The organism is Amycolatopsis sp. WAC 01416, from assembly GCF_003947485.1.
In the GTDB taxonomy this organism is placed as follows: Bacteria; Actinomycetota; Actinomycetes; order Mycobacteriales; family Pseudonocardiaceae; genus Amycolatopsis.
The window spans coordinates 1-19,179 of record NZ_QHHX01000016.1 but is presented as its reverse complement, the minus strand read 5'-3'; the positions used below and the strand labels follow the sequence as shown (position 1 = coordinate 19,179).

Annotated in this window: 19 protein-coding genes and 1 rRNA gene; 7 read left to right on the top strand and 13 right to left on the bottom strand. The window is 66.8% G+C overall.

Features of this window, described 5'->3' with window-relative positions:
* Window positions 1–95: 95 nt before the first annotated feature.
* From DL990_RS38980 to DL990_RS38970, 3 genes are all read left to right on the top strand, one after another.
* Window positions 96–1,130 carry a ThiF family adenylyltransferase gene (locus DL990_RS38980; protein ID WP_125801682.1) on the top strand — a complete coding sequence of 345 codons (1,035 nt, stop codon included), beginning with the start codon at window positions 96–98 and terminating at the stop codon, window positions 1,128–1,130.
* 77 nt (window positions 1,131–1,207) lie between these two features.
* Entirely contained in the window at window positions 1,208–2,548 is a 1,341-nt protein-coding gene (locus DL990_RS38975) for an AarF/ABC1/UbiB kinase family protein (protein ID WP_125801681.1), read from the top strand.
* A gap of 142 nt (window positions 2,549–2,690) precedes the next feature.
* On the top strand, window positions 2,691–3,602 hold the full coding sequence (locus DL990_RS38970) for a hypothetical protein (protein ID WP_125801680.1): 912 nt from the start codon (window positions 2,691–2,693) through the stop codon (window positions 3,600–3,602).
* Window positions 3,603–3,607: 5 nt separating this feature from the next.
* Here the strand turns inward: DL990_RS38970 and DL990_RS38965 are convergent, their stop codons facing one another.
* From DL990_RS38965 to DL990_RS38940, 6 genes are all read right to left on the bottom strand, one after another.
* Window positions 3,608–3,787 (bottom strand): hypothetical protein, encoded by a 180-nt coding sequence (locus DL990_RS38965; protein ID WP_125789197.1) that lies wholly within the window; start codon window positions 3,785–3,787, stop codon window positions 3,608–3,610.
* Window positions 3,784–4,653, bottom strand: a complete 870-nt coding sequence (locus tag DL990_RS38960; RefSeq protein WP_125801679.1) for a bifunctional 2-polyprenyl-6-hydroxyphenol methylase/3-demethylubiquinol 3-O-methyltransferase UbiG — start codon at window positions 4,651–4,653, stop codon at window positions 3,784–3,786. The genes DL990_RS38965 and DL990_RS38960 overlap by 4 nt, the downstream gene beginning before the upstream one ends.
* A 102-nt stretch (window positions 4,654–4,755) precedes the next feature.
* Window positions 4,756–5,013 (bottom strand): hypothetical protein, encoded by a 258-nt coding sequence (locus tag DL990_RS38955; RefSeq protein WP_125801678.1) that lies wholly within the window; start codon window positions 5,011–5,013, stop codon window positions 4,756–4,758.
* Entirely contained in the window at window positions 5,010–5,393 is a 384-nt protein-coding gene (locus DL990_RS38950) for a WhiB family transcriptional regulator (RefSeq protein WP_125801677.1), read from the bottom strand. Before DL990_RS38950 ends, DL990_RS38955 begins: the two co-directional genes overlap by 4 nt.
* Before the next feature lie 167 nt (window positions 5,394–5,560).
* On the bottom strand, window positions 5,561–5,827 hold the full coding sequence (locus DL990_RS38945) for a hypothetical protein (RefSeq protein WP_125789194.1): 267 nt from the start codon (window positions 5,825–5,827) through the stop codon (window positions 5,561–5,563).
* 216 nt (window positions 5,828–6,043) lie between these two features.
* Window positions 6,044–8,131 carry an ATP-dependent DNA helicase UvrD2 gene (locus tag DL990_RS38940; RefSeq protein WP_125789193.1) on the bottom strand — a complete coding sequence of 696 codons (2,088 nt, stop codon included), beginning with the start codon at window positions 8,129–8,131 and terminating at the stop codon, window positions 6,044–6,046.
* A 63-nt stretch (window positions 8,132–8,194) separates the two neighbouring features.
* Between DL990_RS38940 and DL990_RS38935 the strand changes: the two genes are divergently transcribed.
* Window positions 8,195–8,923: a DUF4191 domain-containing protein gene (locus tag DL990_RS38935; RefSeq protein WP_125789192.1), complete on the top strand. Its 729-nt coding sequence runs from the start codon at window positions 8,195–8,197 to the stop codon at window positions 8,921–8,923.
* Between the two features lie 102 nt (window positions 8,924–9,025).
* Window positions 9,026–9,979 (top strand): hypothetical protein, encoded by a 954-nt coding sequence (locus DL990_RS38930; protein WP_125801676.1) that lies wholly within the window; start codon window positions 9,026–9,028, stop codon window positions 9,977–9,979.
* A gap of 64 nt (window positions 9,980–10,043) precedes the next feature.
* Here the strand turns inward: DL990_RS38930 and DL990_RS38925 are convergent, their stop codons facing one another.
* A complete protein-coding gene (locus DL990_RS38925) occupies window positions 10,044–10,529 on the bottom strand; it encodes an RDD family protein (RefSeq protein WP_233599245.1) in 486 nt (161 codons plus the stop codon).
* A gap of 172 nt (window positions 10,530–10,701) precedes the next feature.
* Here DL990_RS38925 and glnA point away from each other — a divergent pair, with 172 nt between their 5' ends.
* Complete coding sequence (glnA, locus tag DL990_RS38920) at window positions 10,702–12,126, top strand: type I glutamate--ammonia ligase (RefSeq protein WP_005167524.1); 1,425 nt, start codon at window positions 10,702–10,704, stop codon at window positions 12,124–12,126.
* Window positions 12,127–12,218: 92 nt separating this feature from the next.
* Here glnA and DL990_RS38915 read toward each other — a convergent pair whose 3' ends face one another.
* The 5 genes from DL990_RS38915 to DL990_RS38895 form a co-directional block, all read right to left on the bottom strand.
* Window positions 12,219–12,653 (bottom strand): thioesterase family protein, encoded by a 435-nt coding sequence (locus DL990_RS38915; protein WP_043847922.1) that lies wholly within the window; start codon window positions 12,651–12,653, stop codon window positions 12,219–12,221.
* A 130-nt stretch (window positions 12,654–12,783) separates the two neighbouring features.
* The gene (locus DL990_RS38910) at window positions 12,784–15,756 is read right to left on the bottom strand and encodes a bifunctional [glutamine synthetase] adenylyltransferase/[glutamine synthetase]-adenylyl-L-tyrosine phosphorylase (RefSeq protein ID WP_125801675.1); all 2,973 of its coding nucleotides are present in this window, start codon (window positions 15,754–15,756) and stop codon (window positions 12,784–12,786) included.
* Between the two features lie 108 nt (window positions 15,757–15,864).
* The gene (locus tag DL990_RS38905; RefSeq protein ID WP_199746783.1) at window positions 15,865–16,995 is read right to left on the bottom strand and encodes an inorganic phosphate transporter; all 1,131 of its coding nucleotides are present in this window, start codon (window positions 16,993–16,995) and stop codon (window positions 15,865–15,867) included.
* A gap of 93 nt (window positions 16,996–17,088) precedes the next feature.
* Window positions 17,089–17,844: a type 1 glutamine amidotransferase gene (locus DL990_RS38900; protein ID WP_125801674.1), complete on the bottom strand. Its 756-nt coding sequence runs from the start codon at window positions 17,842–17,844 to the stop codon at window positions 17,089–17,091.
* An 87-nt stretch (window positions 17,845–17,931) separates the two neighbouring features.
* Window positions 17,932–18,384 carry a rhodanese-like domain-containing protein gene (locus DL990_RS38895; protein WP_125801673.1) on the bottom strand — a complete coding sequence of 151 codons (453 nt, stop codon included), beginning with the start codon at window positions 18,382–18,384 and terminating at the stop codon, window positions 17,932–17,934.
* Between the two features lie 107 nt (window positions 18,385–18,491).
* Here DL990_RS38895 and DL990_RS38890 point away from each other — a divergent pair, with 107 nt between their 5' ends.
* Entirely contained in the window at window positions 18,492–18,935 is a 444-nt protein-coding gene (locus tag DL990_RS38890) for an Lrp/AsnC family transcriptional regulator (protein WP_125801672.1), read from the top strand.
* A gap of 121 nt (window positions 18,936–19,056) precedes the next feature.
* On the opposite strand, the gene rrf is transcribed toward DL990_RS38890, so the two are convergent.
* Window positions 19,057–19,173: ribosomal RNA gene (gene rrf / locus DL990_RS38885) — 5S ribosomal RNA — on the bottom strand.
* Between the last annotated feature and the right edge of the window lie 6 nt (window positions 19,174–19,179).

Sequence of the window (19,179 nt, the reverse complement as noted above, 5' to 3'; positions counted from 1 at the left end):
GGTCACAGCCTCGAGTTGTCCACAACGGGGTCAACCTGTGGATAACTCGCGTTTTTCTTAGCGGGCGATTAGCGGGCCGGTGCGATCCTGCGATCATGAACCTGCGCGAACCGGATCTGCGATCGATCATCCTGCCCGCCTTCCCGGCCCTGCTTCCCGGCCTGGAGGTGCTGGAACGGGGAAGCGGCGAGCTCCAGATCGGCCTCGACCCCGCACACGCGGTGGTGCTCGCCGGGGTCGCCTCCGAGGTGGCCGAAGCACTCCGCGGACTGGACGGCACGCGAGCCGTGGACGACATCGTGCTCGCGCAAAGCGAACACGACGAACAGCTGCGGGACCTGATGACCGATCTGACGGCCCGCGGGCTCTTGACCGACGCGGGGCAGCCTCAGCGACATCCGAGACCGAGGGCGGAGACAGGGCTCTGGTCGCTCCGTGCCCGCCATCACCAAGCGGCCATGACGGCACGCCGAAAACGCGCCGCGGTGGCGATCCACGGCGACGGCAGGCTGGCCGTGGCCATCGCCGTCCTGCTCGCCAACGGCGGGGTCGGGCATATCGACATCCGGGCGTCGGGCACCGTTCGCGAACGCGACCTGGGCTCGGGCTACACCGAAGCCGAGGTCGGCATGCCGCGCCGGGATGCGATGGCGCAGGTGGTGCGCCGCGCCGGTGCGGACACGTCGACCACCCGGCTCTACTCGGACCGTCAACCTGAGCTCGTCCTGCTCACCGACGCGGTCGTACCGGCCCCCGAACTGGTCGACGAACTCGTCCGTGACGGAGTCAGTCACCTGCCGGTACGCGTCCGGGACGGGATCGGCATCGTCGGACCGCTGGTGGTGCCCGGTCGCAGCAGCTGTCTGCGCTGCGCCGATCTGCATCGCGCCGCCCGCGACGATTCCTGGCCGAGGGTGGCGACCCAGCTCGCGGGACGCGTGCAACGGCCGGACCTCGGCGCCGTGCATGCGTGCGCCGCGCTGGCCTCGGCACAAGCCCTCCGGCTTCTCTCCCCCGCCGATCAGGCGCCGCCCGCGTGGAACGCCACCCTCGAGATCGACTTCTTCGACGGGGCGATCCGCCATCGCGACTGGCCGCCGCACACCGGATGTGGTTGTGGCGCTCGGTGATACGCCGAGCGATGTAGCCCACACACACTCCCCCAACAGGCTGCGCGGGCGGAGTGAATCAAGGCAGAATCGCGAAGGTGACCGACTCCCGCAACGCCGAGGACCGTGAAGCCGCCATCCCCCGCAACGGGGCCGCGCGAACGGCGAAGCTGGCCAGTATCCCGCTCGGCATAGCGGGGCGGGCGGTCGGCGGCTGGGGCAGGCGGCTGACCGGGCAAAGCGCCGAAGAGGTCAACGCGACGCTGTCCGCAAAGGCGGCGGAGCAGCTCTTCGAGGTCCTGGGCACGCTCAAGGGCGGCGCGATGAAATTCGGCCAGGCGCTGAGCGTCTTCGAGGCCGCGGTGCCGGATGAGATGGCCAAGCCGTACCGCGAGGCTCTGACGAAGCTGCAGGCAGCCGCGCCGCCCATGCCCACCCGGCAGACCCATCGGGTGCTGGCCGAGCAGCTCGGACGCACGTGGAAGCAGCGGTTCGCGGCCTTCGACGACGAACCGGCCGCGTCCGCGAGCATCGGCCAAGTCCACCGCGCGACCTGGCACGACGGCCGCGAAGTCGCCGTCAAGGTGCAATACCCCGGAGCCGACGACGCCCTGCGGAGCGACCTTCGACAGCTCCAGCGTTTCAGCAGGCTGTTCCAGGCCTTCGTGCCAGGAACCGAAGTGAAACCGCTCCTGGCGGAACTCGCCGAGCGGATGAACGAAGAACTCGACTACCAGGCGGAAGCCCAGAACCAGCGTGCTTTCGTGAAGGCGTTCGAAGGCGTGTCCGGGTTCCTGATCCCTCGCGTGGTCGCCAGCGCTCCGAAGGTCATCGTCACGGAGTGGGTCACCGGCACCCCCCTGTCGAAGATCATCGCCGGCGGCGACAAGGAGACGCGAGACCGTGCCGGCCGCCTGCTCACCGAGTTCCACTATTCCTCGCCGGAACGTGCCCGGCTCCTGCATTCGGACCCGCATCCCGGCAACTTCATGCTGACCGCCGACGACAGGCTGTGCGTCATCGACTTCGGCGGCGTGTCCCGGCTGCCCGAGGGGATTCCGCAGCACCTCGGTGAGATGACCAGGCTGGCGCTCGACGGCGAGTCCGCGAAGCTCATGCGGCTGCTCAGGGAGTCCGGCTTCATCCGGGCCGACGCGGATCTGCAGGCCGATGACGTGCTCGCGTACCTGGCGCCGTTCACCGAACCGCTGGCGGGCGACACGTTCCACTTCACGCGCCGCTGGATGCAACGGCAGGCAGGCCGGGTCGGCGACACCCGCGGCCGGGATTTCCGGATCGGCCGCTCTCTCAATCTGCCGCCCGAGTATCTGATGATCCACCGGGTGACCGCCGGATCGACCGGCATCCTCTGTCAGCTCGACGCGGAGATCCCCGCTCGCGCGATCGTCGAACGGTGGCAGCCGGGCTTCGCGGCCTGAGCAGTTATCCACAGGGAACGGGGCGACTGAGCCGAAATCGGGGTCGCCCGGGCGAGTTGTCCACAACTTCGCGGAAGTGGTTCCACCCGGTCGGCCCAGCGGTCATCCTCGATTCATGGCCACTACACGAAGCGCCCGACTCATGGCGCTCAGTAACACCAGCGAATCCGGGATCATCACCAGCCGCGAGCTGCGGAAGGCGGGCGTCACCGCGCGTTACGCCGCGAAGCTCTGTGGGCCTGGCGGTCCTTGGCGAAGACTGATGCCGGGTGTGATCTTGTTGCGCGACTCCGCGCCCACCCGGCTTCAGCTGCTACAAGCCGCTGTCGCACGGTTCGGGCCGGACGTGGTGGTGACGGGTGCCGACGCGCTGCGCGCACGAGGCGTCGACTGCCAGAGAACGCAGGAGGTCCATCTCCTTGTCCCCGACTATCGGCGCGTCCCGGCGGAGCCTGGCATGCTGCCCCGAAGAACCACGCGAATGCCGCCGCCGACCTTGATCGACGGCGTCCCGTTCGCCCCGCCGGCCCGGGCCGCACTCGATCTGGCCCGGCTGGAGCTCGATCCCGCGCGGATCGACGAGCTGATCTCGCTACCCCTGTACTGGGGTCTGTGCACGCTCGAAGAACTCAGCGAGGAGCTCGATTCCGGTAACCGGAGAGGTTCGGCTGCGGTCCGAGCGGCTCTGCGGCGCATCGATCCCGAAGAGACCTACGCGCATGGGCTGGCGAAAAAGGTCCTCAGCGGCTGCCCACTGCCCTCGCCGTCGTGGAACACGACGCTCTGCGACAGACGAGGGCGGCCCATCGGCTCTGCCGATGCCTGGTGGGACGACATCGGTCTGGCGTGGCAGTTCCGCGCCCCGAAAGAGGGCGCCGCGAATTTCCACCCGCTGGCGCTGACCGCGACCGGAACCGTCTTGGTCCGCTGCACCATCGACCAGATGAAGAAGGTCCCGATGGAAGTGGCCGCCGAGCTCGTCAGAGCGTTCGCCGAAGCGGCACGGACACCTCGGCCGAAGGTCCTCACGATCGGCCGGATCGACGCAGCCTGAGTGCTTCACCAGTACTCGTCGGGCAGCTTTCCCTCGATGTCACGGGTGTGGCGGCGGGCGCAGGCAGGGCACATCCAGCGCACGACGTTCTTCTCACGGGTGGAAACCCAGGCGAGCGTCTGCGCGGACTCCTCGTCGACGCCGCGGATCCGGCCGCACAAGGAGCAGCCGGGCTGATCACTCACGATCGCCGTCCACAGTGGACCGTTTTCGCCCCCAACAGGAACAAGTCCCGGCGTGCGCCGAGGAAGGCGGGGTTCGCCGGATCAACCAATGCTGCCGCGGTCTCATGGTCTTCGGCGTCGAGGCGGTCGCCTGCCACCTCGTTCAGCCAGGTCACCCGTTCGAGGACGAACTCGCGCAGCAGCTCCGGTCCGGGCGCCGGGTGGTGGATGAGCACACCGAAGGAATCGACGTCGTCGAGGCCGGCCCGTTGGAGCGCGATGTTCCAGCCGTAGGGCATGGAAACGGAGGCGGGGATTCCTGCCCGCATCTCGGCGAACCACTCGCCACGCGCGGCGAGCAGCCTCTCCTCGAGCCCGGGACGGCCGATGCCGAGATCCCAGGGAAGGCAGTTGAAGTCCAAACCGCCCTCGGCGATGGCGACCAGCCCGCCGGGGCGGGCGAGCCGGGCGAGGATGCCGATGGCCGCCTGCTGATCGGGCAGGTGATGGACCACGCGGGAAGCCCAGACCAGAACGGCGGGAGGGAGCTTGGCGGGCAACCCTTCGTCGGCCACGTCGGCATGGATCGTCTCGACGGCGGCCCTGTCCCCCGCGGCCGCACTGACGACCCGGTGTGCTTCGGCCAGCAGGTGCTCGGTCGCGTCGACCAGCACGATCTTGGCGCCGACAGCAGCGAGCTCCTCGGCGAAAAGCACGCTCATCCCACCCGCGCCGCAGCCGACATCGAGGATGGTCGGCCCCTCCGGCATGCCCTCCAACAGCCGCCGGGCCGCCGCCCGCATCGGCTCGGCGTCGAGTACCTCGGCCATGCGAAGCGATCGAAGCCGATCGGCCCAGTCGATGTCGTCATGCGTGTGTACGGCCATTCCCCCAGTGAACACCACGCCAAGCCCCACCACGCCCAAAAGGGAGCGGGGGACCTTTGCTGTCGCGGCGCGATAGCAAAGGTCCCCCGCTCCCCCGAGTGGTCAGGCCTGGAAGCGCTCGGCTCGTCGGGTCGCCCAGCGGGCGACCTTGGTCCACCTGCGTGCGGCGCGTGGACCGCTCCGAGCCCGCTGCGCGCGGACTCCCTCCTCAAGGTCTCGTATTCGGACCCTGGACAGTTCTTCATAAAGCAACATCTCGCTGGTCTCCTCGACCTTGATCTCGTTCAACTTGGCCGGCGTGACAGTGCGGTAACCCGTCCGCGCCTCGTAATCCCTGGTGGTGATGAGTTCGACGGTCATGCCGCTGCGCTCCGCTCGACCTTGCGGGCGACGGGACGAGCCTCGGCGGCGGGCTCGACGACCGGGTTCTTCCGGGGGCGGCCACGGGGCCGCTTCCGCGCGACGACAACGCCACGCTCGAAGATTTCGCCGCCCCAGACACCCCACGGCTCCCGCCGTGAAAGGGCGCCCGCGAGGCACGCGGAACGGACCGGGCAGTCCGTGCAGAACGCCTTCGCGCGCTCGAGTTCTGCCGGCGACTCGGCGAACCAAAGGTCCGCGTCGCCCGAACGGCAGGGAAGCATCGACTCAGGCGAGTCGATGGCGTCGAGCAGGTCGACGACGCCTGCGTCGGCGAAAGGCAGGGCCTCCCCCGGCGCGAAAGCTATGGCCGATGACATAAGTGCACTCCTCTGTGCCGTAACGGATTTCGTACTCACGGTGGAACTGGACAACGCTGAACCCCAATTAGGTTGTGCAGCCAACTTGTTTGTGCAGCAAAAAACACGAAGGCCGCGGATCCGGTAACCGGTTCCGCGGCCTTCGTGAGCCTCTGATCCTGACTAGGTCAGGAACTTCGCTCCCGTTTGGACAACGGAACACGGAACTGCTTGATGACCGGCAGATCGACGCCGCCGTTCACGTACGCTCCACCAAAGGCGGCAGCGTGCGTGAAGGCCTCGTCGGCGGTAACCCAGGTCCGGTTGAGACGCTGAGTGCCGCGGGCGGCAAGGATGCTCACGGGCATGAAGGTGCCCTGGCGCTGTGCCTGCGGGACTTCCGCGACGCAAGACAGACGGGTGCCAGGGTTCGTGAGCATCATGTTGATCGTCATTTCACCGGCACCACCTTTCTCTGTCGCGCGCGAACCGCCCTGCGGTCTACGCTGTGTTGTAGAAGTTCTTCCCCAGACCAGGCGCTTCCCGCCCGGTACCTGCAGGTTATTGCCACCGGCCGCACCGGGGCAACTTATTTTCCAGAAAATCCGTCGAAGCTACGAAGATCGGCTCTGAGCAGCAGGTTCGCCGCGTGGATCAAGCCTGGGACGCGGTCAAGTCTCCACAGAGGCCCGTACGACGTCGAGAACCTCCGCTCCGAAGCGTTCTAGCTTCGTCGCGCCGATCCCGGAGATGGCGCACAAGGCAGTGTCATCGGTCGGTCGCTGCTCGGCGATGGCGACCAGCGTCGCGTCCGTGAAAACGACGAACGCCGGCACCTTGAGCTCACGAGAACGCTCGCCACGCCAAGACTTCAACTTCTCGAGCAGTTGTTCATCCACGTTGGACGGGCAACGGGAGCAACGACCCAGCTTGATGTCCAGTGTCTCCAGCAGCGGCCCACCGCACACCCGGCACCGGGCCTTGTTGCCGGACTGCTTCGGCTGTTGCGATCGGGCGACCCTCGCCGCCGGGTGGTCTTCGGGGATGAGGCCGTAGAGGAAGCGGCTGCGCCGCCGATTGCGGCGGTTTCCCGACGTCCTGGCCAAGGCCCACGACAGCGACAGGTGCTCTCGAGCTCGAGTGACACCGACATAGAAGAGTCGACGCTCTTCTTCGATGGCCGCGTCATCACCGTCAGCGTGAAGGATCGGCACGGTCCCCTCGGCGAGCCCCACGAGGAACACGGCATCCCATTCGAGACCTTTCGCCGCGTGCAGCGAGGCCAGGGTGATGCCCTCCACCGTCGGCGGATGCTGCGCGGTCGCCCGCTGCTCGAGCTCCGCCACGAAGCGGGGCAGATCCGCGTCATCGACGGTGGAGGCCAGCTCTTCGGCCAACTCGACGATCGACAGAAGCGCGTCCCACCGCTCTTTCGCCGCACCTCCGGCAGGAGGCTGATCGGTGAGTCCGACCTTCGCCAGGACGGAGCGAACCCGGGTCACCAGCTCCCCGGTGTCGGCATCGGTCGACGCCATCCGCAACGCCGACATCGCCTGCCGGACCTCGGCCCTGGCGAAGAAGCGCTCGCCACCACGGACCAGGTACGGAATTCCGACCTCCGCCAGCGCCTGCTCGTAGGCCTCCGACTGGGCGTTCACGCGGTAGAGCACCGCGATCTCGCTGGCCGCCACTCCACTGTCGAGCAGATCACGGATCCTGCGTGCGACAGCGGCCGCCTCGGCGGTCTCGTCGTCGTACTCGGCGAAACGCGGGACCGGACCCGAAGGACGCTGGCCGACGAGTTTCAGCCTCGACCCAGCGGGACGGCCACGCGCTGCACCGATCACCTGATTGGCGAGAGCCACGACCTCCGGCGTCGACCGGTAGTCCCGCTCCAGCCTCACGACCGTCGCCTCGGGGAACCTTCGTGTGAACTCCAGCAGCGGCCGCGGAGAGGCACCACCGAACGAGTAGATGGTCTGGTTGGCGTCGCCGACGACGGTCAAGTCGTCGCGGCCACCGAGCCACGCGTCGAGCAGCCGCTGCTGCAGCGGGGTGACGTCCTGGTACTCGTCGACGACGAAGCAGCGGTAGCGCTCGCGGAACTCCTGGGCCACCACCGTGTGCTCCTCGAGGACTGCGGTTGTGTGCAGGAGCAGGTCGTCGAAGTCGAGAACCTGGGCGGCGTTCTTGACCTTCTCGTAGTTGCGGTAGACCTCCGCTACCTGCGACGCGGGCGCCGGCGTGTCCCGCTGTGTCCGCGCGGCGACCGCCGGATAGTCGTCCGGCGACACCAAAGAGGCCTTGCTCCACTCGATCTCACTGGCGAGGTCGCGCAGCAGTTCCGTCTCGGTGCCGAGACCGGCCTTGTTGGCGGCTTGGCTGATGTAACGGAACTTGTTCTCGAGCAGCTCCCAAGGCCGATCCCCGACTACCTGCGGCCAGAAGTACCGAAGCTGGCGGCGGGCGGCCGCGTGGAAGGTGAGCGCCTGGGCGGCGTCGACACCCAGGCCCCGAAGGCGAGCGCGCATCTCGCCCGCGGCACGGGTCGTGAAAGTGACTGCGAGCACCTGACCAGCGGCGACATGGCCGGAACGGACCAGGTGGGCGATGCGATGCGTGATCGTCCGCGTCTTGCCGGTCCCCGCTCCGGCGAGGACACAGACCGGCCCCCTCGGCGCGCAGGCGGCGGCACGTTGCTCGGGATCGAGCCCATCGAGCAGGCCTGGACGACTCTTCGGGGACGATGCGCTAACCACGCCCCGATCCTCGCAGAGGGCCCGACGGGATCGTCGCAGGGCACGCGGCCGTATCCTGGACACATGGCGGGAAAGCAGGACAAGGAAGCAGCGAAGCTGGCCAAGAAGGAGAAGCGTGCCGCGAGCAAGGCTCGCCGCGGGCAGATCTTCGAGGCCTTCAAGATGCAGCGCAAGGAAGACAAGGCGCTCATCCCCTGGATGGCCGGATCACTCCTGGTCATCACGGGTGTCGTGTTCGGCATCGGGTTCATCTTCGACGTCCACTGGGTCGTGCTGCCGCTGGGCATTCTGCTCGGCGCGCTCGCCGCTGTGATCATCTTCGGCAGGCGGGTCCAGAAGACCGTGTACTCGAAAGCCGATGGACAGCCGGGTGCCGCGGCCTGGGCACTCGAAAACATGCGAGGCCGCTGGAAGGTGACGCCGACCGTCGCGGCCACGACTCAGCTCGACGCCGTGCACCGGGTGCTCGGCGGGCCGGGCGTCGTGCTCGTCGCCGAAGGCGCGCCGCACCGCGTGAAGTCCCTGCTCGCGCAGGAGAAGAAGCGTGTGTCCCGTTTGATCGGTGAGACCCCGATCTACAACGTGATCATCGGGAACGAAGACCAGCAGGTGCCGCTGAAGAAGCTGCAGAGCCACCTCATGAAGCTCCCGCGGAACCTCAAGCCTGCCCAGGTCGACGCGCTGGAAGCGAAGCTGGCCGCCCTCGGCAGCCGCGGCGCCGCGATGCCCAAGGGTCCGATGCCTGCCGGCGCGAAGATGCGCAACGTCCAGCGCACCATCCGCCGCCGCTGACCAAGCGAGAATCAGGGGTCCTTTGCTACCGCATGCGGTAGCAAAGGACCCCTGATTCGTCTCCGGACGAAAACTGTCGGTGCGTGGTCGCATGATCACTGAGTGGACAAAACCTCAAGCGCCCGGGAGACGGCGCTGGCAGCGATGTTCCCGGACGGCGTGGCCGCCCGGGCGAAGCTTGTCGCCCTGGGGCACTCCCATTCCTGGATCTCTCGCCGTTGCCGCGAAGGCGGTCCATGGCGACGTCCGATCCCCGGCGTCATCCTCCTGACCAACGCCACACCGACCAGCCGCCAGTTCTTGAAGGTCGCCCTGACCCACGCAGGCCCAGAGGCGATGCTCACCGGAGTACAGGCCGCCAGGCTGTACGGAGTCCGAAGACTCCCGCCCGAAAGACGGGCCCACACCTTGATTCCTCATCGGAGCAAGGTCGCCACCTGGGGGTTCGCCGTCGTCGAGCGAACGATCCACCTGCCGGAACCAGTTGAGATCGACGGACTGCCCGTAGCCCCACTCGCCCGGGCCCTGATCGACGCGGCTAGGCGCATGGACGAACTCAAGACGGTGCGCGAGATGATCCACGACGCGGTCCATCGTGGGCTCTGCACTCCAGAGGAACTTCGAGACGAACTGGCGCAAGCCAGCACGATCGGCTCGGCACTGCCCCGAATCGTCGTCAACGCCCTCCAGGACGGCGTCGACTCCGCCGTCGAGCAATGGCTGGAGTCCGTACTCGAGCGCAGCGGCTTGCCCTGCCCCGCGCGGAATGCAGAGCTACGAACTTCGGACGGGAAGGTAGTCGGGGTCGCCGACGCCTGGTGGCCGCAGGTCGGCGTCGCCGTGCAAGTTCGTTATGACGAGGTCGCTCTCGAACCGGGCAAGGTGCGCGAGGCGCCGGCGCTTGTCGCACCAGGCCTTATCGTCGTCCAGATAAGTCCCGCGCGGCTACGAGCCGAGCCACTGGTAGTGATCCAGGAGCTGCGAGCAGCCCACCGCCGCGCTCGTCAACGCCCACCTCCGGATGTCGGCTGCACCCCTACAGCACCGGCCGCCTGACCACAGCCGGTTCGGCAGCCGTTTCCTCCGGCGAGAGCAAAGGTCCCTTGCTCTCCATCCGCGGTCATCGCATGCGGATCACGACGGTGCCGGTCAGCCGGTCGAGCCAGCTTCGGCCGTCGATGTTGCGGATCGCCGCCGGAATGATCACGAAGGTCAGCGCCGCCCGAACGACGGCACGCCACACACCGACCATTTGCGCGCCATCGAGCCTGGCGACGCGGATCCCAACCGCTGCCATACCGGGGGTGAAGCCGAAGAAAGCCGCGGGAATGGCCGTGATCGCCGCCCAGACGCCGACCGACCAGAGATTGAACGTCTGCATGACAGCCGGATCCTGAAGGCTGGGTGTCACGAAGAGGGTGGTGACCAGCGAGGCGAGAACCAAATCGATTATCAGCCCTAGAAGACGTGCGCCGCCGCCCGCCACCGAGCCGACACCCGATTGGGGCAAGCCGAGTCGCTCACCACGCCACCGCTGCGTACCCTCGCCACCGGCCGTCGTTCCATCCCCGGCTCCGGGTAGCCATTCTCCGGTCCATCTCGCCACCCATCCAGGGTATGCCGGTGGCGCGGGCCACATTCGCCCTGGTCGACTACCCGATATCGCCGCCCCGTTAACACCGGCGAAACATACGGGTGACGGTCGGGCAACACCGCGCTCTTAGCGTGAGCCGAAGAGAGTACTGCCGCCGGCAACGAACGAGAAGGAGTCACCGAGGGTGCCCACTACTCCAGACGACATTCAGCGCCTAATCGCCGACGAGAACGTAGAGGTCGTCGACGTCAGGTTCTGCGACCTGCCCGGCGTTATGCAGCACTTCACCGTTCCGGCGAAGGCGTTCAACGAGGAAGCTTACGAAGAAGGCCTTGCCTTCGACGGCTCCTCGGTGCGCGGGTTCCAGTCGATCCACGAATCCGACATGCTGCTCCTCCCGGACCCCGAAACGGCGCGTATCGACCCGTTCCGCAAGGCGAAGACGCTCTCGCTGAACTTCTTCGTGCACGACCCGTTCACCCGTGAGGCGTACAGCCGCGACCCGCGCAACATCGCGCGTAAAGCCGAGCAGTACATCTCCGAGTACGGCGTCGCTGACAACGTGTTCTTCGGTCCGGAAGCCGAGTTCTACATCTTCGACTCGATCCGGTTCGACTCCGCCGAGCACGCCTCGTTCCACGAGATCGACTCCGTCGAGGGCTGGTGGAACACCGGTGCCGACGTGCCGGGCGGCAACCAGGGTTACAAGACGAAGTTCAAGGGCGGCTACTTCCCCGTCCCGCCGGTCGACCACTTCGCCGACCTGCGTGACGAGATCGTCCGCAACCTGCAGGGCTCCGGTTTCGAGATCGAGCGCGCGCACCACGAGGTGGGCACCGCCGGTCAGACCGAGATCAACTACAAGTTCAACACGCTGCTGCACGCTGCGGACGACCTGCAGCTGTTCAAGTACATCGTGAAGAACACCGTGTTCGCCGCCGGCAAGACCGCGACCTTCATGCCGAAGCCGCTCGCCGGTGACAATGGCTCGGGCATGCACTGCCACCAGTCGCTGTGGAAGGACGGCACGCCGCTGTTCCACGACGAGTCGGGGTACGCGGGCCTGTCCGACACGGCCCGTCACTACATCGGTGGTCTGCTCAAGCACGCGCCGAGCCTGCTGGCCTTCACCAACCCGACCGTCAACTCGTACCACCGGCTCGTGCCGGGCTTCGAGGCACCGGTCAGCCTGGTGTACTCGCAGCGGAACCGGTCGGCTTGTGTCCGTATCCCCATCACGGGCAACAACCCGAAGGCCAAGCGCGCCGAGTTCCGGTGCCCGGACTCGTCCGGCAACCCGTACCTGGCGTTCTCGGCGATGATGATGGCCGGCCTCGACGGCATCAAGAACAAGATCGAGCCGCCGGAGCCCATCGACAAGGACCTCTACGAACTCCCGCCGGAGGAGGCCCAGAACGTCAAGCTCGTCCCTGGCGACCTCGGCGCGGTTCTCGACACGCTGGAAGCCGACCACGACTACCTGCTCGAGGGTGGCGTGTTCACCCCCGACGTGATCGACACGTGGATCTCCTACAAGCGTGAGAACGAGATCGACCCGCTGCGGCTGCGTCCGCACCCGTACGAGTTCTCGCTGTACTACGACGTGTAAGTCGTGCGGTAGCAACACCCAGAGCACGCCGGTGGTGAGGTGCGGAAACGCCCTCACCACCGGCGTTTCTTATTTGGATCTACGCGGCGCGACTACTCCGAAGTGGAAAGAACCTTCAGATCGACGCCCGCCCGCTCGATACGGCCACGCGGGTCATCCACGAGTTTGCGTCGCTCGAGATCCATCAGTCCCAAGGTGCAAGTGATCTCCGCGGAGAGGGTGCCGTCGATCTTGTAGATGTTCGAGTCCATGTGGAAGGTCTTGCCGGTACCGAACTTGGCGTCGCAGGTCACGTCGACGACATCGCCTGCCCGAAGCTCGCGCCGGAACACGATGTGGGATTCGAGCAGCACGAAGGCAAGATTCGCGTCGCGCATGCCCGAGTTCAGGCCACCTGCGAGCTCCATCAGCTCGAGTCTGGAGACCTCGCCGTACGAGTGGTAAACGGCGTGGTTGAGATGGCCGAGAGTGTCCAGCTCGTAGTGGCGCACCTTGATCCGGGTGCGAAATGGCTCGCGCACAGTCACCGGTCCACTGTAAGGGCCGCTCTCCGTCCGCGACGCCGAGTGTGAGCAAGGGACCTTTGCTGCCGCTTCGGCCACCCGTGATCAAGTGACAGCAAAGGTCCCTTGCTCACTTACCACAGGTCACCACCGGTCAGCCCTGGTAGAAGAGGGTCTCCACAACTGCGTGGGCACGTCGCGTCGTCCGCCGGTAGGCATCGAGGAACTCGCCTGGATCGTCGTCGGCTGAGTAGCCGAGCACTCGTGCGACCGCGGCGAGGTCTCGACCGGAGCTGGGGATCTCGTCGACGGCTTTACCCCTGACCAGCATCCCGGCGTTACGGACACGCGTCGCCAGCAACCATGCCTCGGTCAGGGATTCGATCTCGGCGAGGTCGGCGAGCCCGGCCTCCCCCGCGGCCTTCAGCGCCTCGATCGTCGAGGTGGTCCGAAGCCCTTCGACCTGATGCCCGTGACGCAGCTGCATGAGCTGCACGGTCCACTCCACGTCGGCGAGCCCTCCACGCCCGAGCTTCGTGTGCCGTGTCGGGTCGGCGCCCTTGGGCATCCGTTCGGTCTCCACCCGTGCCTTGATCCGCCTGATCTCCCTCACCCGGACCGCGTCGAGGCCTTCCTGCGGGTAGCGAATGGGGTCGATCATCTCGATGAACCGCGCACCGAGGTCGTCGTCGCCGGCGATGAACCGGGCGCGGAGCAGCGCTTGGGATTCCCAGACCTCGGCCCACCGCCCGTAGTAACTGCGGTAGGACTCGAGGGTCCGCACCAAGGGACCGCTCCTCCCCTCCGGCCGGAGATCGGCGTCGACGACCAACGCCGGGTCGGGGCTGGGCGCACCGAGGATCTTGCGCACCGTCTCGGCAACAGAGGAAGCGAACTTCGCCGCTTCGGAGTCCGACACCCCCTCGGCCGGCTCGCATACGAAGAGGACATCCGCGTCGGATCCATAGCCGAGTTCGGCCCCACCGAGACGCCCCATTCCGATGACAGCGATCTTCGCGGGCGTCTGGCCGAGTTCCGTCTGACGTTGGCGAAAAGCAGCGGCCAAGGCGCCCTGCAACACGGCGGCCCACACACTCGACAACGCCTCACAGACGGCTGGGACGTCGAGCAGACCCAGCAGGTCTGCCGATGCGATCCGCAACATCTCATGTCGGCGAAGTGATCTCGCGGCCGCGACCGCGGCGTTCAAACCGGGCTGGCGCCGCACCGCGGCTCGCAGCGAGGTGGCTACTTCGACCGGAGTGCGACCGGCCAGCCGCGCGGGATCACCGAGCAGCTGCAGGACTTCCGGCGCTCTCGCCAGCAGGTCCGGCACCAGCCGCGACGTGCCCAGCAGGAACGCGAGCCGCTCGACGACAGCCCCCTCGTCACGGAGGACCCTGAGGTACCAAGGCGTTTCTTCGAGCGCTTCCGAGACCTTCCGGTAGGACAGAAGTCCACGGTCAGGGTCCGGGGTGTCGGCGATGAGATCCAGCAGGACCGGCAGCAGTGCCTGCTGAATGGCCGCCCGACGGGACATTCCCGCGGTCAGCGCCTTGATGTGCTGCAGCGCCCCGTCCGGCGCGGCATAGCCGAGCGCGGCGAGGCGGCTCTCCGCCTGTTTCGTAGTCAGCCGTAGCGCTTCGGTCGGCACGTTCGCGACCGATTGCAGCAGCGGCCGGTAGAAGAGTTTCTCGTGAAGGCGGCGGATGCTCTGCAGGTGGCGGCGGAATTCCGCCAGCAACGCGTCGCCTTCGCTTCTGCCACGGGCGGGCCGCACACCGCTCGCCCTCGCGATCGTTCGCAGCTCGCTGGAGTCGGAGGCGGCTGGGAACAGGTGCGTACGCCGTAGTCGGCGAAGCTGGAGCCGATGCTCGATGGTCCGGAGAAACACGTACGAGGAGGCGAGCTCCGCGGCATCCTTACGGCCGACGTACCCGCCTTCTCCCAAGGCGGCGAGTGCGTCCAACGTGGACGGAGAACGTAGCTCCGCGTCGATCCGGCCGTGGACCAATTGCAGCAACTGCACGGCGAACTCGACGTCGCGAAGGCCTCCACGTCCGAGCTTCAGCTCCCGCTCGGCGTGCGCGGACGGCACATGGCCTTCGACGCGGCGCCGCATCTTCTGCACCTCGGGAACGAAATTCTCCCGATCGGCCGCTGCCCACACCTTCGGCGCGACCATCTCCGCGTACTGGCGCCCGAGCTCGGCATCGCCCGCGACCGGCCGTGCCTTGAGCAAGGCCTGGAACTCCCAGGTCTTGGCCCACTTCTGATAGTAGGTGGCATGTCCGTCGAGAGTCCGGACCAAGGCGCCCGCCTTGCCCTCGGGACGCAACGCCGCATCGACCTCGAAACAGGCCTTGCCGACCACGCGCATCATCGTGCTGGCCAGCCGCGTGGAAACCGAAAGATCGCCGTCACCGACGAAGATGACATCCACGTCACTTACGTAGTTCAGCTCTCGACCACCGCATTTACCCATCGCGATCACGGCGAGCCGGCCGTCAACCCCGGCGCCCACCTCGGCCTCCGCGACCAGAAGTCCTACCGAAAGCGCGGCCTCGGCCAGCGTGGTGAGCTGTGCGCCGATCTCGGCATAGGGCGGCTGGCGGAGGCCTGGTTCGACCAGATGACCGAGGTCCGCGGCCGCGATTCCGAGGAGCAGCTCGCGATACCCGATGCGAAGAGCCTGCTCCGACTCAAGCCCTGTGAGCAGTTCCCCTTCCGGCCGAAGATGCTCGAGCAGGCTATTCACGTACTGATCCGGCTCGGCGCTCTTCTCGCGTTCAAGGGTCTTCCAGCAGTCGGTGTTCGCGACGAGGAAGTCCGCGAGCGCGCTCGAAGTGCCTAAGACACCGAGCATCCGGCCGCGGAAGGTGCGGTTGGTGCGGAGCGCCTGGTCGAGCTCGTCCCAGGCGGACGGCTCTGCTTCCCGGATCCGGTCCAGCCCACTCAGGGCGAGATCGGGATCCGCCGCACGGGAGAGTGCTGACAACACGTCGACGGCGGAGCCGTCCGGGCCGGATTCGGTCCACCAACCGGCAGCACGCAGCTGCCCGTCGGCACGGGGGTCCGTGAAGCCGTATCTCGCCACGGAAGCGGTCGGCCTGGCGCGCTCAACCATCGGCTTCCACCGTAGTCGCCCTTCCGGCCATGACCAGACGGACGCGCAAGGGAGCAAGGGACCTTTGGTGTCGCCTTCGCGCGGCGGTACCAAAGGTCCCTTGCTTCGCTAGGCGGCGATCCTGCCTACTTCCGGTTCAGGACGGGTCGGAGCGGGAGTGGTGAAGCTGCCGGCGTTGACGGGACTCCGCCGGGAAAGGAGATAGATCCCGATGCCGATCGCCAGGCCGGCGACGCCGACGGAGATCGTGCCCACCGTGCCCGTCGAGGTCACGAGACCGGCCCCGGCACCGACGATGGCCGCTGCCGGAAGCGTGAACAGCCAGGCGATCACCATGCGGCCGGCCGTGCGCCAGCGCACCGGTGACTCGTTCCTGCCCACGCCGGAGCCGACGATGCCTCCGGAACAGACGTGAGTGGTCGAAAGCGGAAAGCCGAAGTTCGTCGAAGCGAGGATGACCGCCGCCGAGCTGGTCTGCGCGGCGAAGCCCTGCGGGCCGGCGATGTCCGTCAGCCCTTTACCCAGCGTGTAGGTGATTCGCCAGCCGCCAAGGTACGTGCCGAGCGCCAGCGCCAACGCCGCGCTGACGATCACCCAGAGTGGCGGCCCGGCCCCGGCGGGGAGGGTTCCCGCGGTGATCATCGTCAGTGTGATGACACCCATGGTCTTCTGCGCGTCGTTCGTACCGTGGGCGAGCGAGACCAGCGAAGCCGAAATGATCTGCCCGACTCGGAAGCCGGCAGTGCGGCCGCGGCGGACGAAGATCCGGTAGACGAAGTACGTCACGATCATCGCGGCGAGGCCTGCCAAGACCGGCGACAGCGCCGCTGGAACCAGCACCTTCTCGACGATCTTTCCGAAATGGACGGAGTCCGTCCCGGCCGACACCCACGTGGCGCCGATCAGCCCGCCGAACAGCGCGTGGGACGAGCTGGACGGCAGTCCGACGAACCAGGTGACCAGGTTCCATACGATCGCCCCGACCAGGCCACCGAACACGATCGCCGGTCCGATCTTGGTGTCGTCGACCAGTCCATTCGAGATGGTCTTGGCCACTTCGACCGAAAGGAAGGCCCCGACCAGGTTCAGAACCGCGGAGATCGTCACCGCGACCTTGGGACGCAACGCCCCGGTGGCGATCGACGTCGCCATCGAGTTGGCCGTGTCGTGGAACCCGTTCGTGAAATCGAAAATTAGGGCCGTGACGACGACGAGCACGACCAACACTGAGGGCTCCACCCCGACCTCCGAACCCTTCGAAATTCCCTTCGCAAGGTACCTGACGGCAAGACCGGAGTGTTAATAACCCATACGCATTTGAGACATAAGTCGTTAAGCCATCGGCAATGTACGTTGACGGTCCGCAGCCGGGGCGAGGTCACCGGACACCAGTCGGACGAAGCGGTGGGCGAACGGTCGCCAGGTTTCGGTGATATCGGCATGCACTCGGGCGAGGTTTTCCGGGGTCAGTACGTCCGGCCGGGTGAGTTCCGCCATTTCCGGCGATTGCCGCGCCCAGTCGAGGACCACGTCCGGTGTCGTCTCGACATGGAACTGGACACCGTAGGCACAACGGTCGAACCGGAAGGCCTGGTAGGCATACCGCGGCGAGGAGGCCAGAAGCTCGGCGCCCGCGGGCAGCCGGGTGATCGCGTCGTTGTGAAACTGGAGGACGTCTTGCATGAGCGGCAGTTCCGCGAAGAGCGGGTCGATCCAGGCTGCGTCCTTCTTGGACACGAGCCCTGGGCCGACCTCAGGCCCTTGATCGCCGGTCGCGACGCTGCCGCCCAACGCCACCGCCAGGAGCTGACCGCCGAGGCAGATCGCGAGCGTCGGGATACGCGCGCCAGCAGCCTTCGAAAGAAGCTTCCGCACGTCCGCGAGCCACGGGTGTGCGTCGTCATCGTTGGCGCCCATCCCGCCGCCGAGGCATACGACGCCCCCGTACCCATCAAGAACGGCGGGGAGAGTCTGATCGGGCAGCAACCGGATGTCGAGCTCGGCTCCCGCCTCGGTGAGCCAGTCGCCGAGTGGGCCGATCGGGTCTGATGCATCCGGCTGGATGACGAGCAACTTGGGAGCGGTCACCTCACCAGCCTACGACCCTGGGAGAGCAGGGGACCTTTGCTATCGCTCCGGGACGGGCGGTAGCAAAGGTCCCCCTGCTCCCTCTGGTCAGCAGGCGCAGCGTGGGGTGGGCGCGGAGGTGAGGGCGGGCACCAAGGTGTCCCGGTCAATGGGATAGCCGGCTGCTTGCCAGGCGATGATGCCGCCGGACAGCCGTTTGACCTTGAAGCCGAGCTCCGCGAGTTTCAGGGCTCCCTTGGTCGCGGCGTTGCAGTGGATGCTCTCGCAGTAGCAGACGTAGACGAGGGCGCGGTCCAACTCACTGACCGACTCGGGCGTCATGTCCCGATACGGGAGGTTGATCGCACCGGGGATGCGAGCCGACGCGAAGGCTTCAGCTGCTCGGGTCTCGACGATCACGTACCCGTGCCGAGCATCAGACGTGAGGTCTTGGACAAGGTCGTCGGGGTCCACCTCGAGTGCGAGTTCGGCTCGCAGGTGCGCGGCCGCGGTCGCACTGTCCAGGGCCGGAAACATCAGTACGCGGGGTTCGGTCGTCATACCTCAATCCTGCTGCTCACTGTTCGATCCGAACATCGGAGAATCCAGGTCTCACCGCCGGTTAGCCTGGAGATCCCTGGCGGGCATGACGATCGACCTGGAGTTCCGTGAACCTCGATGATCTCGACTGGCAGTTACTCGAACTGCTCCAGTCCGACGGCCGGCTGACCTTCTCGGAGCTCGGCCGACGGGTGTCGCTGTCCGCACCCGCGGTGACCGAGCGGGTCCGCCGGCTCGAGGAGAGGGGGATAATCACCGGATACTCGGCCGGGGTCGACCTGGCGAAGCTCGGGCTACCGATCGAGGCGATAGTCCGGGCGAAGGTACGGAGCCTCGACACGGCTCGCTTCCGCGAAACCATTCTGGTCCTGCCACAGGTGCTCGACGCCGATCACGTCACGGGTGACGAGTGCTGGCTTGTGCGGGTCGCCTGCCGGAACACCGCGGAGTTGGAGGAGCTCGTAGAGCGGATGCAGCGCTATGGGGAGACGACGACTTCGCTGGTCTTCTCGTCGCCTGTGCGCCGACGTGCGGTCGGTCGGCAGAGCTGAGCGAGGCCGCGGAGAGAGCAAGGGACCTTTGCTGTCACCTGGCGGAGATGGGTATGAAAAAGGTCTGGGACCTGGGAGAACTCGGGGTTCTCGACCAGGTCCCAGACCTTGTTCAATGTTAGTCCGGCGGTGTCCTACTCTCCCACAACCCTTCGGTTGCAGTACCATCGGCGCTGTCAGGCTTAGCTTCCGGGTTCGGAATGGGACCGGGCGTTTCCCTGACGCTATGACCACCGAAACACTG

Coding starts and splice junctions, on each gene's coding strand:
- DL990_RS38980 (WP_125801682.1), top strand. CDS start 96: ATGAACCTGCGCGAACCGGATCTGCGATCGATCATCCTGCCCGCCTTC.
- DL990_RS38945 (WP_125789194.1), bottom strand. CDS start 5,827: ATGACGATCAACATGATGCTCACGAACCCTGGCACCCGTCTGTCTTGC.
- DL990_RS38950 (WP_125801677.1), bottom strand. CDS start 5,393: ATGTCATCGGCCATAGCTTTCGCGCCGGGGGAGGCCCTGCCTTTCGCC.
- DL990_RS38960 (WP_125801679.1), bottom strand. CDS start 4,653: ATGGCCGTACACACGCATGACGACATCGACTGGGCCGATCGGCTTCGA.
- DL990_RS38895 (WP_125801673.1), bottom strand. CDS start 18,384: ATGACGACCGAACCCCGCGTACTGATGTTTCCGGCCCTGGACAGTGCG.
- DL990_RS38935 (WP_125789192.1), top strand. CDS start 8,195: ATGGCGGGAAAGCAGGACAAGGAAGCAGCGAAGCTGGCCAAGAAGGAG.
- DL990_RS38910 (WP_125801675.1), bottom strand. CDS start 15,756: ATGGTTGAGCGCGCCAGGCCGACCGCTTCCGTGGCGAGATACGGCTTC.
- DL990_RS38970 (WP_125801680.1), top strand. CDS start 2,691: ATGGCGCTCAGTAACACCAGCGAATCCGGGATCATCACCAGCCGCGAG.
- DL990_RS38955 (WP_125801678.1), bottom strand. CDS start 5,013: ATGACCGTCGAACTCATCACCACCAGGGATTACGAGGCGCGGACGGGT.